The organism is Methylobacterium sp. Leaf399 (genome assembly GCF_001424525.1).
Lineage (GTDB): Bacteria > Pseudomonadota > Alphaproteobacteria > Rhizobiales > Beijerinckiaceae > Methylobacterium.
In genome coordinates this window covers 1-16,097 of record NZ_LMQK01000008.1, presented here as the reverse complement: position 1 = coordinate 16,097, position 16,097 = coordinate 1, and the positions used below count along the sequence as shown (strand labels likewise).

The following is a 16,097-nucleotide window of genomic DNA, read 5'->3' as shown; positions in this document are numbered from 1 at the left end:
GCGACCCATAACAATGATCCCGAGGATGTGTGCCTACGATTCACCATCGAGCCAAATTGGTAGCATAGCCCTTATCAAGACCGTCGATTAGGCCATGATTGTGCTTGACGCCTACTGGGCCAAGCACGGGATGCCTGATCACAGCGTCATCGCTCTAATTTGTATAGCGGGCTGCCGTTGCAACGCACCATGAGAAGAGCACTCATGCACCGCTAGACAAACGCATATCCGGTCCAATATGACTCGTGGTGCAAAATCGGCGGGAGAAACAACAGTGGCATACATTCCTGGGAACAATAATCCGAACATTTTAACTGGCGGAGTTGAAGACGATTATCTTGATGGATTTGGAGGAAACGACACATTGCTAGGTAATGGAGGCAACGATACTCTAAGGGGAGGATTAGGGGCCGATAGTCTGAATGGTGGAGTAGGTTTTGACACCGCGACATACGATAGCGCGGCAAGTGGGGTCGTAGTGAATTTAGCTGATGCGTCCCAAAATCTGGGGGATGCTGCAGGAGACACATACAATTCAGTCGAAAATGTTGTCGGTACTTTCTATAATGATACATTAACGGGTGACAACGGAAACAATAGTATCTTTGGATTTGATAACTCAGACTCCTTATTTGGGTCTGGAGGAAATGATTTCTTGTTTGGTGGCGCTGGCACTGACTTTTTGTCTGGCGGATCAGGTGGAGACTATCTGGACGGAGGCGATGGCTTTGATTTTATTTCATATTCCTTCGCCACCTCAGGTGTGATTGCGGATTTTTTAAATAGTAATACCAATACAGGCGAGGCTCTCGGTGATAGTTATGTTAGCGTTGATGGATTGATCGGCTCGGACTTCAACGACGTCTTGAGTGGAGATGCGGCAGCCAACAGTTTATATGGCGGTAAAGGCGCCGATGCCTTGGGTGGTAATGGTGGAAACGATTTCTTATCTGCCGGCGAAGGGGATGATGCCCTATACGGCGGCGCTGGAGCAGACTATTTAGGCGGAGATGATGGCTTCGATCTTGCCGTTTACGCCAATGCGACGAGTGGCATTGTAGTCGATTTAGTTGCCAACAACACGAATACCGGCGACGCGGCTGGAGATGCGTTCTTCAGCATTGAAGGCGTAATTGCAACCCAGTTTGGAGATGCAATTTCTGGCGACTCAGGCAACAACTACCTTGATGGTCTCGATGGCGCCGATATTATAGCTGGAAATGGTGGAAACGACACCGTAGTTGGTGGCGGAGGCAACGATGTTCTTCGCGGTGGAATAGGTGCAGATAACATCGTTGGAGGCGCCGGCATCGACGTTGCTGATTATGCTTTAAGTGCATCTGGCGTTACCGCAAGCCTAGAAGCTTCGTTTTCAAATACTGGTGAAGCTGCCGGAGATAACTATTCGAGTGTAGAATGGCTATTTGGAAGCTCGTTCGCTGATTTCTTGGTGGGCGATGGCGGAGATAACCTCCTCGTTGGTGGAGACGGCAACGATACGATGGTTGGGCGTGGTGGAACGGATATCTTCATCGGTGGAGCAGGGAGTGATGTGTACGGCTTCAGGCAAGGCGATGGCATTGATTACGTCAATGGCTTCACACATGGCGAGGACAAATTAACCTTCTCGACTTCGATATTCAATTCTGCAGAAGCTGCCTTTGCTGCAACAATCGAAGATCCAGGCTCAAGGACTGCCTATGTAAACTGCGGAAATGGAAATCTGGTCATCCTGAACGGTGTTCAGCTGTCTCAGCTGACCGCAAGTGATTTTTTAGTGTTTTAATATAGCGCTATTTTAGGCGTATAATATAAAAGCCCGCACAGCATCACTGTGCGGGCATCTTTGTATCTAATCAGTAACTACAAATACCGTTAATAAAAGGCTTTATTTAATCTGCGCTTTATAATGCATTTGGCGGTACCGCTGGGGTGGCTACTACCGGTGCGGCCTCCATCTCTAGCCGTAGAAGCGCCAATTCGGCGCGGGCTTGTGCGAGGTCATCCCGCAGAGCGACGATCTCGTTCTTGTGCCGCAGGAGTTCGGCATCGGCCTCGATGAAAGCATGCTCAGCCCGTTCCGTTCGGGTGAGAAGAAACTCCCCCCGTGTCCAGCCGGCTTCCAGGTAGCGGTCGTACACGTCGCAGCAGATCTCGTGGGCGGCGAGCGCAACGAGTTCTGGGCGCGGCGCCCGTTCCCATGATGGCAGGCACCAGCGCGGGGTCAGCCACATCGCCCGCTTGAGGTCCTCTACAGACGTCACGGGCTTCAGGATGCATTCGGCGCGCACCAACGCAGGCGATAGAACCGGCGGGTTGCGCGGTGACACGAGAAGACCGCTTTCGTAGGCCATAGGAAAGATCGCCTCGGCCGCACCCCTGAAGTTGTCAGGATTGAAGGCCGGGAACGCAAAATAGTGGACAGGCAGATTCCAGGACAGAAGCATGTCTGCCAACTGGAGGGAGGCGATGCTTTCGTTGCATTCGAGCCATATCGCCGACTGTCCGGATCGGACAAAGTCTTCGTCGGCCCGCAGAACGTCCGCCTCCAGGCCTTCCACGTCGAGCTTGATAAGATCGAACGGCCCGTATAGAGCGCGGATCTGCGCCAGGGTGACGGTGCGCAGGGCCTCCGAGGCCACCACGTCGCCGGTCGCACCCTGTGCGTAGGAGGTCGAGCCCAGGTTGCCGCTTTCCGACAATCCCGTTGGAGCCGCCTCTTGCGATCCGTCCGTCAGGATGGCTTCCACGATCGCATCGTCGGCCTGCCTCAGCGTCTCCACGTTGGTCCGCAGCCGCGGCGACACCTGACCGTTCGCCTCGATGAAGCAGAGGAACTCCACCGGCTTCAGCGAAGCCAACCCCAGGCCGAACGTGCCCACAAAGGCGCCCGCATCCAGCACGCGGCCTCCCGCGCCGATCTGGTCGGCGACGAACAGGACCTCATTCCAGGCCCACTCGCCGTAACGATCCACATGCCGCCCGATGATGTCGGTTTCGATATCGGGCAGGACCATGTCCCCGATGCGGGTGGAGACGATCGGCGCTCCCAGGGTGGAGGTCTCGTTCATACGGGTCATTTCTGGCGTTACAGGATGGAACCTACTTATAGCTGGATTTGGATTCCTTCCAAAACCCGTCATTCACTGATTCGCCCCTCATAAGTAATCCCACCAGAGGTATGGCCTGTCGGCCATAAAAGCGGATTCTAAAATTTTAAAGTCACGACATTATTATCTTGGATTGCGATCTTTGCCTATCAATTTGACGTAAAACATAAAACCGAATACGTCGGAAACGTCCACACCTTGCACAAGACGACGTCATGCCCGGTCCATCGGTTTCAAAATCCGCCACAGAAGGGGGGGGGCAGATCTCCCGTACGAATGAATTTTGGTCGCCGTCTCTCGGACAGGGCGCGACGGTCACGTACGGGTTTCGCGGCTCACAGCCGTCTTACGAGGAGTACTACAAGGCCGCTGACAACACTATCAAGCCAAAGGGCATTCAATCGACGTTCTCTCCGTTCGACCAAGTTTTAAGAACGACGACAACAATGATTATGCAGCTGTGGGGAGACGTTGCCAACATATCCTTCAGCGAAGGATTCGACGTTTACCCACCCGGCGTCCAAGTGAAACCGACGCCCTACACTAGCAATGCGGCGATATTGTTTGGTCTATATTCTAATCCGGACGATGGTTCGGCCGGCTTTGCATACCGTCCGCAGAGTAAGGATACAAGCCCGAACGGGAAGCAAGGCGACGTCTGGATCAATTCGGCCGAAGCTTCATACGATACCTATTTTGACATTGGCAAGTATGGGTATCTTACCATTTTGCACGAATTAGGTCATGCGATTGGTCTTTCGCATCCGGGCGAATATAATGCTGCTCCAGGCCAATTAATAACCTATACTAATTCAGCGTCGTACATTGAAGATAGTCGCCAATATACTATAATGAGCTATTTTAGTGAAAGTGAAACAGGCGCCTATTTTGGCAGTTCTCGTCCACAAACCCCGCTCATGCACGATATCGCAGCCATGCAGCGTTTATATGGAGCGCAGACTGTCCGCACGGCTGACGATACCTACGGCTACAATTCGAGTTTTGACGCCGCAAGTGGGGAAAAGCCCATCTACGACTTTTCTGTGAACGCGAGACCAGTCCTGTGCATTTACGATAGCGGCGGAATCGATTCTATCGATCTATCGCAGTCGTTTTATTCGGACGTGATTGATTTGCACGATGGTTCGTTTTCAAGCGTACTCGGACTGACGAAAAACGTTTCCATATACATTGGAACGATTATCGAGAACGCCTATGGCGGCTACAGCAGCGACACCATCATCGGCAACAATGTCTCGAATTTTCTCTCAGGGGGTGACGGCGGCGATACGATCTACGGCAACGGGGGTGCAGACGTCTTGCAAGGCGGCGCCGGCAGCGACACCCTGCAAGGCGGCACAGACGACGACACCTATTACGTCGAATTCGGGCCGGAAGAAGCTGGCGATCTCATCGTCGAGAATCAAAACGAGGGTCGTGACGTCGTCTTCACGACGTCATCGTATATCCTTCCCAACAACGTTGAAGTTCTATACTTGACCGGCACGGCAAATACGGGAACCGGAAATGGTTCGAGCAACGTCATTGCCGGTAACGAGCTCGCCAATATACTAAATGGTGCAGACGGGAGCGATAAGCTCGACGGATACAATGGGAACGACCTCTTGTACGGAGGCACTGGCATCGACGAGATATCGGGCGGGCTCGGCAACGACACATACTACGTCGATGACATACAAGATAATATACATGATTGGTACATTGCGGGCGATCAGTTCGTGTTGGGTGATGGCATAGATCTCGTTGTCACGAGTGCGTCCTTTTTCACAATCGAGGCCGACGACGATATCGAGAACATGGAGATCGTCGGTCAGGGCTATGAAGCCCGCGGAAACGGCCTAGATAATCGCATCCTCGGCAGCGGCTTGGCCAATCTGCTGGACGGCGGGGCCGGTAACGACACTCTCGATGGCAGCGCTGGAAAAGATATATTCCTTGGCGGAGCCGGCGATGACACGTTCATAATCAGCGAGTCCGGTGAGGATATTTACGAGTATGAGAATGAAGGAACTGACATTGCACTAAGTACGATTAGCTTCGCTTTGGTGGACAACATCGAGAATTTGCGGCTGCTCGGGGCTGGCAATCTCGACGTAACCGGCAACACGCTCCCGAACACGCTCACTGGCAACAGCGGTGCCAACATCCTTAACGGCTTGGGCGGCGCCGACACGATGATTGGCGGATCGGGATCGGATAGCTACACCGTCGACGATGTCGGTGACCGAGCGGTCGAGGCCAACGGCGCCGCTGGCATCGATCTAGTCATCGCCTCGGTGTCGTACTCTTTGGGCGGCTCGGAGCTGGAGAACCTGATCCTGACAGGAAGCCTCAGAATCAACGGCACCGGTAACTCGATCGCTAATAGGCTTACCGGCAACGATGGCGACAATGTCCTCAACGGTCTGGGCGGCGCCGATACCATTACCGGTGGCCTTGGATCTGACACAATGATCGGTGGCGCCGGCTCGGACACAATGATTGGTGGGGCCGGCTCGGACACCTATTACGTGGACAATTCTGGCGACATCGCCATCGAGGCCAATGGAGCTGCTGGTATCGACCTAGTTTATGCTTCGATTTCATACTCACTTGCGGCTTCGGAGCTAGAGAACCTCTTTCTCACGGGAACCGCTGATCTGAATGGGTCCGGAAATAGTCTAGCCAACATCCTCACTGGAAACAATGGCGCCAACGTTTTAAACGGATATGGCAGCGCCGACACAATGATCGGTGGATTGGGATCCGACACTTACTTCATTGACAATGTTGGCGACCGCGCCATCGAGGTCAATGGAGCAGTCGGCACCGATCTCGTGAATTCGTCCGTATCGTACTCTCTAGCCGGCTCAGAGCTGGAGAATCTGCAGCTGACCGGAACTGCAAACCTCAACGCGACCGGTAACTCAATTGCCAACATCCTCACCGGCAACAGCGGCGCCAACATTCTGAACGGTAGCCTTGGCGCCGACACGATGTCCGGTGGCGCCGGCTCGGATACCTACTACGTCGACAACGTCGGTGACCGCGTCATCGAGGCCACCGGGGCCGTCGGCATCGATTTGGTCATCTCCTCAATGTCGTTCTCGCTGGCCGGAGCGGAACTGGAGGCCCTGGTCCTCACCGGCGCCGGCAACCTCGCCGGCACCGGTAACTCCATCGCCAATACCCTCACCGGCAACGGCGGCGCCAACGTCCTCGACGGCCAGGGCGGCAACGACATCCTGACCGGGGGAACCGGGGCCGACACCTTCATGTTCAGGACGGCGCTGGGCCCGGCCAACCTCGACCGGATCGCGGACTTTTCGGTGGTCGACGACACGGTGCAACTCGCGCGCAGCGTCTTCACGGCGCTGGGAGCAGGTCCCCTGGCCGAGGCGGCGTTCAAGGACCTCTCCACCGGATCGGCCGATGCCGGCGACCGCATCCTCTACGACAAGGCGACGGGGGCCTTGTCCTACGACGCCGACGGCAGCGGCCTGGTCTCGGCGGCGGTGCAATTCGCCACCATCGACACCAAGGCCGCGCTTACTCATCTCGATTTCTTCGTGGTGTGAGGTAGGCCAGGATCGTCAGGATGTTGCGATGAAATCCGACGGCTAAGCCCGAGTCGTCGGCAGTTCGGCCACTTGCGTCGTGTAACGTGGGCTGCGCATCTCGAATTTCGTCGACACCGGGGGTGTGGTTGTCGAGATCGGCGCCGTTCGTTACAGCGCCACCATGCCTAACCTCGTAAGCCTGCTCGAACGCCTCAAGGCGCGCCAACGCGACCTCATCATGGAAGCGGCGCTACCCGATAGCCTTCCTGCCGACAGCACCCTTCGACGGATCTCGGAACTTGAGAACGCGATCGCAGCCGTCGAGGCGGTGGCGGCTGAAGAGGCGGCGAAGGCCCGCTCTACTTGATGCAGCGTCCGCATGTCGCTTCGGTCTGGGCATTCTCTCGAACCCTGAGGCGAAGCTGGCGTCGAAGCGAGTGCCCGTCGTTCCTGTCCGAGGCATCATGATCCGAAAGCATCTTCCTTCCAACGCGACCCTCGCCGACGTTTTCAGGGATCTGGCCGAACCGGAGGAGTATCTACGCCGCCTCCTCGGCAACATGCGTTTCTGCCAGAAGCATCATGGCGACGCCTGCGTGCGGATCGGCGTCAGTGGCAAGGGAACAAAGGGGTTCGCCCCCTCATATCGCGTGGACTACATGGCTTCGGACGGTAACCTTGTGGCCTTCAACGGCTTCGGCGGCACCTCGCACAGCGCCTTCACGGGAACCAACACCCTGGAGACCAACTGGAGCCATGGTCATCTTGCCATTCGTGAGGTCCAGGCGCTCTACGATGACCTGAAAAAGGACGTGACGCTCAGGGCGCGCTGGGCGAATGATTGAGGCCCCGCGCTTCTGTGGACGCTCTGTTTAGAAAGCGACGGTCCCGAAATGCTGTCAGATGAAGACGAAAAGCCTCTGAGTCCTCGTAGGAGGGGGGGGGCGCCATCTCTTCCCTCACTACAATTTTTGACTTGGATCGGTGAACCAATCCGATAGCATGGGCTCATTGGACCTTGCGGCGGAGACGTGATGAGCCATCGTTCGAACGTTCAGAGAGAGATCGAGAAAGACACAGGGTCAAACCAAGAACACACCTCGACCCAAAATCGGGCTCAGCAGAGCAGTGACATAAATGACCGTCGGGCAGGAGTGTTGAACCTTATCAAAGCAATGAAGCTACGGGGCAACACCTCGCTGGTGGGTATCGCAAATGAGCTGAACAAACGTGGCATTCCAGCACTACGTGGCGGTCAATGGACAGCTACTCAAGTGTCCCGGATTCTCTGATCGCAATCACGGTCGCGATGCCCAACGAAAGAGAACTCTACGCCAGCTCCAATGGCGATCGGTGGCATTTGGTCCGTGCCCCTCATCGTTCTGCTCGATTAAGATGACGCCTGTGGCTTCGACTTGGCCGCCTTGGCTGGCTTGGCTGCATCCTTCGCTGCAGCGTCGTCGGCATCTCGCGCCAACCGCTCGGCCTTCAGGCGAACGATCTGATCGTCACGGGCTGTCTCTCGCACCCTTACCTCTTCCCAAACCTGCCCGGCGGTGTCGGCTTTCTCGGCCGCTTTGGCAGCGCGGGTTTCGGCACGATCCTGACTGCCGCTCTTGTCCTGGGTGATTGGCGATCCTCCGCTTGGTAGGCTTTCATCATCCCCACAAATTTATGCCACTGACGCGGTGCAAGCGTAGGGCCCTGGGGAGTGAGCCTGGGGCTGCAGGTGCTGATTGGCGCTCTGTGGCAGTCGTTGAGTGCTAAGGGTTCGTTGAAGGCGTAACTTGGTCGTCGGACAGAGTCTGATTTGCCTTGGCCTGCGACCAACCAGCGGGCCGCGGCTGGCTCGGTTAAGGCAATTGATCAATCCCTCTTTGTAGTCGCGGGAGGGGCCAAAAGCTTCTGTGGTCGCTTGATATGCGTTGGAACTGGTGCCGGAGCGCTAGGATCTTTCTGCCAGCCGAGCCTACCCTCTGCCAAACCATGCTCTAGAAAATGGATCAGCGGATTAAGTCCTGTCTGCTTCACATCAGGGTTCGCAGCAAGATAGCCCATTGTACTGAACCCAGCACTTGGGTCTCTCCCCTCCAACCAGCCGAGTATTAGGTAATGCGCTAGTGGGCCTGCTGCATAAGTCTGCGTGTCGCGATACCAGTACCGATAATATACCTCATCAAAACCAGGAAGTGGCGTTTGAAGCGTGTGCGACTTGGGGCGGTATATAAGACTTGAGAGGCGGTGCGACAGCTTCATGCGGATCTCATGTGTTAATCGCCATGCGGGCAGTATTTACCAGCCGCTCGCTCTTGTACGACATATCGGCTTGAAGCGTCTGGCTTTCGCTCACTTCAGATAACCCTTGGCCTTCAGGTACTCGGTGAGAGCTTCACGTATAGCCACCGGACGTGAGGGCTTCGGCTCGGGCTGGTCTGCGATCCAGGCGTCAAGGGAGACAGCACATTTGATCTAGTGATCTAGCCACCTACTCGCCTTCGTCGGGGTCCAGACTACGCCCGCGCCTGACAGGAGGTGCCTCTGGGTATACAAACCGGCGTGAGACCCAGCCTTCAACCTTCCGATAACGCACGAACACCCAATTGCCGTTGCGCTCGCCGGTGGATGCGATCCCACGGCCGTCAGGAGGTATCAAACCCACGATTTTTGAATCCGTGCTCGGAAATTCTCGAACGTTCAGAACGTCATTTGGAGCAGTGTCGATGACACGCAGCGTGCCTTGCGCATAAGCGCAGACAGATGTGCCAACGGCGAGAAAGCAGACGACGAGGAGGAGCTTCACTTCAGGTAACCCTTTGCCTTCAAGTGCTCTGTGAGAAGCTTTTCGACGAAGCTCGATACCGACCGCGTGTCATCCTTTGCTGCCTTCTCTGCAGCCGCCTTCACATCCGGCGGCAACCGGAAGGAGACTGGCAAGGATTTCGGAGCGGTAGCAGGCGGGCGGCCCATGACATCCATTAAATGTAGTTGACAATTAATCCAACTACATCTAATCACACAAGCAGGCCGAGAGGAAGCAGCAACTTCCGTCTCGGCCCTGACCACCAACCGCATCTGGAGGATGCTGTTCATGGCTAACCACGCCCATAGCACACGCACGCTCTTATTACCCCTGGCCGGCGCCCTGACGCCCTTATTACCCACGGGGTCCGGTCGGCAGCCTGGCCCCGTCACCGCCGCGATCCGCGCCATGCGTCGCGAGGAACCGCCCTTACCGCCGGAGTGGCTGGCTGATCTGGCTGCCGGCCGAACGGCCCTCCAGAACCTTCGCAAGCGCATCGCCGATCGGGTCGAGCATGACCTCGCGATCCTCGACGCGCTGGACGGCGACGAGGACATCGAGGACGAGAACGAGCACGGCGGCGACATCAACGACGAGCCGCTCGACCCGGAGGAGGACAGCGGGGCCGACGATGCCGGCGCCGTTTCCTATGCCGCTCAGTTCAGCGGCTACAACTATCGCCCCGTGAGTGCCCGATGAGCCGCCCCGCATCCCGCCGGGGCTTTCTCTCCGGCCTCGCCACCCTCCCGCTGGTCGGCGGCAGCGTGGCTCTCATTGGTGCGCCGAGTGCGGTCGCCGCCCCCATCACCGACGACCTCCTCGACAGCTACGATGCGTGGCTGGAGTACGAGCGCCGGTGGCTTCAATGGGAGCGGCACGGCAACTCCGACCTCGGCTATCGACTGTCAAAGCCCTTCGCCAGCGAGATCGCCGGCTTTGACCAGTTCGACATGATCCCGATGGCCAACGGCGGCGTTCGCTTTCACGGCCGGACAGAGCCGCCCGCCTCGACCCGCGCCGCGCTCGTGCTCAGCACGGTCGAATGCGATTGGAGGGTGCGGTGATGGCGCAGCAATCCACGACCGAAACCGTCTGGTCTGCCCTCATCGACATAGAGGACGACGTCGCGAACGTGAGGCGGTGGTCTCAAGTTCTCTACGCGATGGGGGCCAGCGGCTCGTCCGTCGATCCCGAAGCGCTGTCAGTGATTGCCGGCGCCGTGGACGCCCTGGCCGAGAGGCTCCAGGCGCGGTGGGATCATGCCATGGGACTCGCCAGGGCCCACCGTTAGCGATCCGGGCCCGGCCGCTCGAGCGGTCGAATCCGTCCACCCACTGGACAGTCAGCCAGGCCCGGCTGGGCCTCATTCTCTGAGTCCGAGGACCAGCGTCGTCAGCACCACCGATCCGGCGATGATCAGAGACAAGACAATCTGATCCGTCGGGTCGTCTGAGAAGGCATGGGCCACCGCTGGCCCAATCAGGGCGCACCCGGCTCCGGCAATGGTCGCGGCTGTCCGTGGCGTCATCGGGTCACCTCGTCTGGGCCAGACACGGCTTACGCATGGGCAACTTCGAGCCTGCGGTTTTGGTGTCACCCGAACAGAAAATCAAATCGATGCTTTACAAGGACCGTAGAACATCATAGCATCGTTATGACGTTTTGGTGGGGCGGGTCGTGGAAGCAAGGCAGATCGAGAACTGGGCGTTTGCCCGCAGTGATGCGGCCGTCCTCGTCGGCATGACGAGCGGCCAGATTGGCAACTACCTCACGCGGTACGACCTCTTCCCGGCTCGTCCAAAGGGGAAGGGTTACCACGTCGACTTCAAGCTGGCCGACCTGCTCAAACTCTCAGCCGTGAAGGCGGCGATGAAGAACGGCGGATTGTCGGCCGAGGAGGCAGCGAAGGCCCTACGCCGAAGCCGGGGCCCCTACCACGCCATGCTGACCGATGGTTATGGACCCGATCAGGTGCCGCTCTTTAACTACCCAGGCACGCTGTTCTTCTCCCGAAACGACGATGGAGAGTACGTGCAGTTCGACAGCGCCGACGCGCTGGTGAGTATCCAGATCCGCTGCTGGCCCCTCTTCGACGAACTTTGGCCCCGTGTGCGCGCCCAGATCGAGAGGGAAGGCGCGTCAGACAAGCCGCCCTACCCTGGCAACGTCACCGAAGGCATCGCAGCCTTTGAGACGCACATCGCCGACCTGCGGGCTCTTCGCTGGAACGGGCAGCGAGGCTGAAGCAATGCCGCGTCGCCTCCATCAGGATCAGGGTCTGTTTCCGAGCGAAGCCGAAGTAGCGCGCCGGCTCAGCCAGAACCCGGCCGAGTGGACAGCCAAGGCCATCGTACTGGAGCGTGACGGCCTGCCGCGCATCGACCCTTTGATGGGCGGTCGCTGCTGGCTCGCTGTCGAGGCTTGGCTCAAGCGGCGCTACGGTCTCTCCCACGTCGAGGCGTCCGCCCTTGACGGCCAGGAGAACCTAAATGCCCTCTGACATGAATGCCCCCGGCCTCAAGCGCCGGAAACGAAAGAGCGGCCCTGAGGTCGCCTACTGGGTCGCTCGCGCCGACCTCGTGAAGGCCGGCTACCGGCCCGAAACGGTGCGGCTGCCCTATAGTCTCGATGATCCGCAGCACCGCGACCTGATCAGTGCCACATGCATGAAATTGCAGGCCGAGATGCTGGAATGGTCGTCGGGCCGGGCCCGCGCCGCAAACCGATTCGATGGCACGATCCTCGGCCTTTCCCGACGCTACCAGACCGATGACGCGAGCCCGTTCAAGCGGCTGAAGCACTCGACCCGCAACAAAGACACCTACACCCTTGTGCTGATCGAGAAGGCCTTCGGCACACGTTCCCTGGCGGCGTTGAAGATCGACGACTTTTATCGTTGGTACGGCGCTGCCAAGAAACCGAAGGTGCCGGGCGGTCCGGAGCGGGTCCGTCGCGCCTACGGCATCATCAAGAAGCTGCGCGAACTCCTGGCCTTCGGGATCATGGCCGAGCTGCCGGAGTGTAAGCGGCTTTACGAAATTCTGGAGCATGCCAGATTTGCCCAGCCGGGCCGTCGCCGCGTCGCGATGGAACTGGCCCACGTAGAGGCGTTCATCACTCAGGCTCTGGAGACCGGCCACCTGTCGCTCGCCCTAGGCACCGCAATCCAGTTCGAGACCGCGATGCGTCAGAAGGATGTGATCGGCGAGTGGGAGCCCATCCCCGAGGGTGAGACTGCAACAGGGATCGTGCTGAATGGCCGGCGCTGGGTAAACGGTTTGACGTGGGCTGACATTGCCGCCGACCTCGTGGTGCGCAAGGCCACGACGAAGACCGGCGCGTTCGCTGCCCACGATCTCAAGCTGTGCCCTTTGGTGGTTGCGCTGCTCGACCGAGTGCCGGCTGATCGCAGGATTGGGCCGCTCATCCTCGACGAGACCGCCGGCCGGCCATTCGCTGAGTCTGCCTATGGTCGGGAATGGCGCCTCGTCGCCAAAGCCGCCGGCGTCCCGGACCATGTCTGGAACATGGACGCGCGGGCTGGAGCCATCACGGAAGCTGAGGATGCAGGCGCGGACCTCGACCACATCCGGTCAGCTGCGGCACATGCGCAAACATCGACGACGCAGCGCTATTCGCGCGGCGCGGTCGGGAAATCACGGGCTGTCGCGAATCTTCGGATCGCGCACCGAGCCGTGAAGAACGGGGCCTGAACAGGCCTTAGGGAACGCGACGGGGAACATGGGGAACGCGAGATCAGCGGTAGGGCGTTAAAAAGGCTGACGTTCCAGTAGGTTATATGGAGCGGGCGATCGGGATCGAACCGACGACATTCAGCTTGGGAAGCTGACGTTCTACCACTGAACTACGCCCGCAGCACGATGCCTCATGAACGGTTTAGGCGTCTCGTGTCAACGCCCTTGCGGGCTCCCTATCGGCATAAGCAGCAGGGTCCGTCGGTGCCGAAGCGGGCTTCGACACCGTTTCCCAGGCCGAACCGTCACCGGTCTGGTTTCGTGAGGCGGTGACGGCCGAGACGGGCATCCGGACGCTTGGGAGCGTCCGGATGCCCGGGCTGGCGGTGCCGGTCGCGATGCGGTCGCACCCGATCCGCTCCTTGCGCTCGGGCGAGCGCGCGGAAGGTCGGGTGAGCCCGGCCGTCACACGATGAAAAAGTCGAGGTGCGTGAGGGCGGCCTTGGTGTCGATGGTGGCGAACTGCACCGCGGCCGAGGCCAGGCCGCTGCCGTCGGCGTCGTAGGANGGTGCCGGTCGCGATGCGGTCGCACCCGATCCGCTCCTTGCGCTCGGGCGAGCGCGCGGAAGGTCGGGTGAGCCCGGCCGTCACACGATGAAAAAGTCGAGGTGCGTGAGGGCGGCCTTGGTGTCGATGGTGGCGAACTGCACCGCGGCCGAGGCCAGGCCGCTGCCGTCGGCGTCGTAGGACAGGGCSCCCGTCGCCTTGTCGTAGAGGATGCGGTCGCCGGCATCGGCCGCTCCGGTGGAGAGGTCCTTGAACGCCGCCTCGGCCAGGGGACCGGCTCCCAGCGCCGTGAAGACGCTGCGCGCRAGYTGCACSGTRTCGTCCACCACCGAGAAGTCGGTGATCCGGTCGAGGTTGCTCGGGCCCAGCGCCGTCCGGAACACGAAGGTGTCCGCCCCGGCGCCGCCGGTCAGGAGGTCGTTGCCGCCCTGGCCGTCGAGGACGTTGGCGCCGCCGTTGCCGGTGAGCGTGTTGGCGATGGTCCGGAACACGAAGGTGTCCGCCCCGGCGCCGCCGGTCAGGAGGTCGTTGCCGCCCTGGCCGTCGAGGACGTTGGCGCCGCCGTTGCCGGTGAGCGTATTGCCGATGGAGTTGCCGGTCCCGGTGAGGTTGCCGGCGCCGGTGAGGACCAGGGCCTCCAGTTCCGCTCCGGCGAGCGAGTACGACACCGAGGCGTAGACGAGATCGGTGCCCGCGGCGCCGTTGGCCTCCAGNTTGCCGGCGCCGGTGAGGACCAGGGCCTCCAGTTCCGCTCCGGCGAGCGAGTACGACACCGAGGCGTAGACGAGATCGGTGCCCGCGGCGCCGTTGGCCTCCAGGGCGCGGTCGCCGACGTTGTCGACGTAGTAGGTGTCGGACCCSGCCCCGCCGGACATGGTGTCGGCCCCGAGACCGCCGTTGAGGACGTTGGCGCCGCCGTTGCCGGTGAGGACGTTGGCSAGCGAGTTGCCGGTCCCGTTGAGGTTGCCGGTGCCGGTCAGGATCAGGTTCTCGAGGTCCGATCCGGCGAGCGAGTACGACACCGCGGCGTAGACGAGATCGGTGCCCGCCCCGGTGGCCTCGATGGCGCGGTCGCCGATGNATCAGGTTCTCGAGGTCCGATCCGGCGAGCGAGTACGACACCGCGGCGTAGACGAGATCGGTGCCCGCCCCGGTGGCCTCGATGGCGCGGTCGCCGATRTTGTCGACGTAGTAGGTGTCGGCCCCCGCGCCGCCGGACATGGTGTCGGCCCCGACGAGCCCGTTGAGGACGTTGGCGCCACTGTTACCGGTGAGGACGTTGGCGAGCGAGTTGCCGGTCCCGCTGAGGTTGCCCCCGCCGGTCAGGGTRAGGTTCTCSAGGTCCGAGCCGGCGAGCGAGTACGACACCGCGGCGTAGACGAGATCCGTGCCCGCGGCCCCGGTGGCCTCGGTGGCGCGGTCGCCGGCGTCGTCGACGTAGTAGATGTCCNAGGTCCGAGCCGGCGAGCGAGTACGACACCGCGGCGTAGACGAGATCCGTGCCCGCGGCCCCGGTGGCCTCGGTGGCGCGGTCGCCGGCGTCGTCGACGTAGTAGATGTCCGAGCCCGCCCCGCCGATCATGGTGTCGGCCCCGCCGAGCCCGTTGAGGACGTTGGCGCCACCGTTGCCGGTGAGGACGTTGGCGAGCGAGTTGCCGATGCCGGTCGTGGCGCCGGTGCCGGTGAGGGTGAGGTTCTCGGCGTTCTGTCCGCCGAGGTTGAACGAGATCGCGGACAGCACGAGGTCGTTGCCCTGGCCGTCGAGTTCGACCACCCGGTCGCCGGCMTCGTCGACGACGTAGGTGTCGTTGCCGGTGCCGCCGCGCATCGCGTCCGCGCCGAGCCCGCCGTCGAGGGTGTCGTTGCCCGARCCGCCCAGCAGYACGTCGTCGCCGGCCAGGCCGTTGACCCGGTCGTCGCCCGCCGCRCCGTCGAGCCGGTCGACCCCGGCCGTGCCGTCGTAGGTCGCCGAGACCCCGGCCTGCACATCGAGGTTGATCGTGAGGACGCGCTCGGCGCCGTCGTTGAAGGTGAAGCCGAGGGTTCCCGCGGCGCCGTCGTCGGGCACCGTGWAGACCAGGGCGGCRAGYTGGGCGCCGGTGAGGACGCTGGCCAGGGCGAGCGGCTGRCCGTTCAGGCGGACCGTCCCGGAGGTGGGGAGCGCCGTGACCGTGTAGGCGAGCGCCGTCCCGTCGGGGTCGACCAGCGGCTGGATCGCCAGGGGCGCATCGACCGCCCCCTGCTCCACCGCCACCGTCTGCGTCGCCGCCCCGGTCGCCGCCTCGTCCACGTCGTTGACCACGATCGTGAAGTCCTTCGTGAACGTCGCGCCACCCCCGTCCGTCGCCGTGATCCCAACGGTCA

At 60.3% G+C, this 16,097-nt stretch carries 16 protein-coding genes, 1 tRNA gene and 2 pseudogenes; 11 read left to right on the top strand and 8 right to left on the bottom strand.

The window, feature by feature from the left end; translation table 11 throughout:
- Window positions 1–274: 274 nt before the first annotated feature.
- Window positions 275–1,786: a calcium-binding protein gene (locus tag ASG40_RS21105; RefSeq protein WP_162243300.1), complete on the top strand. Its 1,512-nt coding sequence runs from the start codon at window positions 275–277 to the stop codon at window positions 1,784–1,786.
- Between the two features lie 118 nt (window positions 1,787–1,904).
- On the opposite strand, the gene ASG40_RS07305 is transcribed toward ASG40_RS21105, so the two are convergent.
- Window positions 1,905–3,071: an FkbM family methyltransferase gene (locus tag ASG40_RS07305; RefSeq protein WP_055883047.1), complete on the bottom strand. Its 1,167-nt coding sequence runs from the start codon at window positions 3,069–3,071 to the stop codon at window positions 1,905–1,907.
- 254 nt (window positions 3,072–3,325) lie between these two features.
- Here ASG40_RS07305 and ASG40_RS20375 point away from each other — a divergent pair, with 254 nt between their 5' ends.
- Window positions 3,326–6,688 carry a M10 family metallopeptidase C-terminal domain-containing protein gene (locus ASG40_RS20375; protein ID WP_082523953.1) on the top strand — a complete coding sequence of 1,121 codons (3,363 nt, stop codon included), beginning with the start codon at window positions 3,326–3,328 and terminating at the stop codon, window positions 6,686–6,688.
- A gap of 42 nt (window positions 6,689–6,730) precedes the next feature.
- Here ASG40_RS20375 and ASG40_RS21100 read toward each other — a convergent pair whose 3' ends face one another.
- Window positions 6,731–6,787: a hypothetical protein gene (locus ASG40_RS21100; RefSeq protein ID WP_244480561.1), complete on the bottom strand. Its 57-nt coding sequence runs from the start codon at window positions 6,785–6,787 to the stop codon at window positions 6,731–6,733.
- Window positions 6,788–6,812: 25 nt separating this feature from the next.
- Between ASG40_RS21100 and ASG40_RS07295 the strand changes: the two genes are divergently transcribed.
- The 3 genes from ASG40_RS07295 to ASG40_RS22340 all read left to right on the top strand — a co-directional run bounded on the left by ASG40_RS07295 (window position 6,813) and on the right by ASG40_RS22340 (window position 7,962).
- Window positions 6,813–7,037: a hypothetical protein gene (locus ASG40_RS07295; protein WP_244480553.1), complete on the top strand. Its 225-nt coding sequence runs from the start codon at window positions 6,813–6,815 to the stop codon at window positions 7,035–7,037.
- Window positions 7,038–7,134: 97 nt separating this feature from the next.
- Window positions 7,135–7,515, top strand: a complete 381-nt coding sequence (locus ASG40_RS07290) for a hypothetical protein (protein ID WP_055883042.1) — start codon at window positions 7,135–7,137, stop codon at window positions 7,513–7,515.
- Window positions 7,516–7,704: 189 nt separating this feature from the next.
- Window positions 7,705–7,962: a recombinase family protein gene (locus ASG40_RS22340; RefSeq protein WP_156387615.1), complete on the top strand. Its 258-nt coding sequence runs from the start codon at window positions 7,705–7,707 to the stop codon at window positions 7,960–7,962.
- 1,193 nt (window positions 7,963–9,155) lie between these two features.
- Here ASG40_RS22340 and ASG40_RS22335 read toward each other — a convergent pair.
- On the bottom strand, window positions 9,156–9,470 hold the full coding sequence (locus ASG40_RS22335) for an SH3 domain-containing protein (protein ID WP_082523950.1): 315 nt from the start codon (window positions 9,468–9,470) through the stop codon (window positions 9,156–9,158).
- A gap of 288 nt (window positions 9,471–9,758) precedes the next feature.
- On the opposite strand from ASG40_RS22335, the gene ASG40_RS07285 reads away from it, so the two are divergent.
- The 6 genes from ASG40_RS07285 to ASG40_RS07260 all read left to right on the top strand — a co-directional run bounded on the left by ASG40_RS07285 (window position 9,759) and on the right by ASG40_RS07260 (window position 13,183).
- Window positions 9,759–10,169: a hypothetical protein gene (locus ASG40_RS07285; protein ID WP_156387614.1), complete on the top strand. Its 411-nt coding sequence runs from the start codon at window positions 9,759–9,761 to the stop codon at window positions 10,167–10,169.
- Window positions 10,166–10,534: a hypothetical protein gene (locus ASG40_RS07280; RefSeq protein ID WP_055883039.1), complete on the top strand. Its 369-nt coding sequence runs from the start codon at window positions 10,166–10,168 to the stop codon at window positions 10,532–10,534. The genes ASG40_RS07285 and ASG40_RS07280 overlap by 4 nt, the downstream gene beginning before the upstream one ends.
- On the top strand, window positions 10,534–10,761 hold the full coding sequence (locus ASG40_RS07275; RefSeq protein ID WP_055883037.1) for a hypothetical protein: 228 nt from the start codon (window positions 10,534–10,536) through the stop codon (window positions 10,759–10,761). The genes ASG40_RS07280 and ASG40_RS07275 overlap by 1 nt, the downstream gene beginning before the upstream one ends.
- Before the next feature lie 386 nt (window positions 10,762–11,147).
- The gene (locus ASG40_RS07270) at window positions 11,148–11,714 is read left to right on the top strand and encodes a MerR family transcriptional regulator (RefSeq protein WP_156387613.1); all 567 of its coding nucleotides are present in this window, start codon (window positions 11,148–11,150) and stop codon (window positions 11,712–11,714) included.
- A 4-nt stretch (window positions 11,715–11,718) separates the two neighbouring features.
- Entirely contained in the window at window positions 11,719–11,970 is a 252-nt protein-coding gene (locus tag ASG40_RS07265; protein WP_055883031.1) for a hypothetical protein, read from the top strand.
- On the top strand, window positions 11,960–13,183 hold the full coding sequence (locus ASG40_RS07260; protein ID WP_055883029.1) for an integrase: 1,224 nt from the start codon (window positions 11,960–11,962) through the stop codon (window positions 13,181–13,183). Before ASG40_RS07265 ends, ASG40_RS07260 begins: the two co-directional genes overlap by 11 nt.
- An 87-nt stretch (window positions 13,184–13,270) precedes the next feature.
- On the opposite strand, the gene ASG40_RS07255 is transcribed toward ASG40_RS07260, so the two are convergent.
- The 5 genes and pseudogenes from ASG40_RS07255 to ASG40_RS21620 form a co-directional block, all read right to left on the bottom strand.
- A tRNA-Gly gene (locus ASG40_RS07255) sits at window positions 13,271–13,345 on the bottom strand.
- A 468-nt stretch (window positions 13,346–13,813) separates the two neighbouring features.
- Window positions 13,814–14,401, bottom strand: a complete 588-nt coding sequence (locus ASG40_RS22510) for a calcium-binding protein (protein ID WP_443136594.1) — start codon at window positions 14,399–14,401, stop codon at window positions 13,814–13,816.
- A 46-nt stretch (window positions 14,402–14,447) separates the two neighbouring features.
- Window positions 14,448–14,755 (bottom strand): annotated as a pseudogene (locus ASG40_RS21845) (calcium-binding protein); the annotation flags it as partial.
- Window positions 14,756–14,814: 59 nt separating this feature from the next.
- A pseudogene (locus ASG40_RS21625) lies at window positions 14,815–15,101 on the bottom strand (calcium-binding protein); the annotation flags it as partial.
- 83 nt (window positions 15,102–15,184) lie between these two features.
- Window positions 15,185–15,720 (bottom strand): calcium-binding protein (locus ASG40_RS21620; protein ID WP_443136593.1); only part of this gene is annotated, 536 nt, incomplete at its 3' end.
- Window positions 15,721–16,097: the final 377 nt, after the last annotated feature.

Coding starts and splice junctions, on each gene's coding strand:
- ASG40_RS07285 (WP_156387614.1), top strand. CDS start 9,759: ATGGCTAACCACGCCCATAGCACACGCACGCTCTTATTACCCCTGGCC.
- ASG40_RS07275 (WP_055883037.1), top strand. CDS start 10,534: ATGGCGCAGCAATCCACGACCGAAACCGTCTGGTCTGCCCTCATCGAC.
- ASG40_RS20375 (WP_082523953.1), top strand. CDS start 3,326: ATGCCCGGTCCATCGGTTTCAAAATCCGCCACAGAAGGGGGGGGGCAG.
- ASG40_RS07305 (WP_055883047.1), bottom strand. CDS start 3,071: ATGAACGAGACCTCCACCCTGGGAGCGCCGATCGTCTCCACCCGCATC.
- ASG40_RS07265 (WP_055883031.1), top strand. CDS start 11,719: ATGCCGCGTCGCCTCCATCAGGATCAGGGTCTGTTTCCGAGCGAAGCC.
- ASG40_RS07260 (WP_055883029.1), top strand. CDS start 11,960: ATGCCCTCTGACATGAATGCCCCCGGCCTCAAGCGCCGGAAACGAAAG.
- ASG40_RS07280 (WP_055883039.1), top strand. CDS start 10,166: ATGAGCCGCCCCGCATCCCGCCGGGGCTTTCTCTCCGGCCTCGCCACC.
- ASG40_RS07290 (WP_055883042.1), top strand. CDS start 7,135: ATGATCCGAAAGCATCTTCCTTCCAACGCGACCCTCGCCGACGTTTTC.
- ASG40_RS22340 (WP_156387615.1), top strand. CDS start 7,705: ATGAGCCATCGTTCGAACGTTCAGAGAGAGATCGAGAAAGACACAGGG.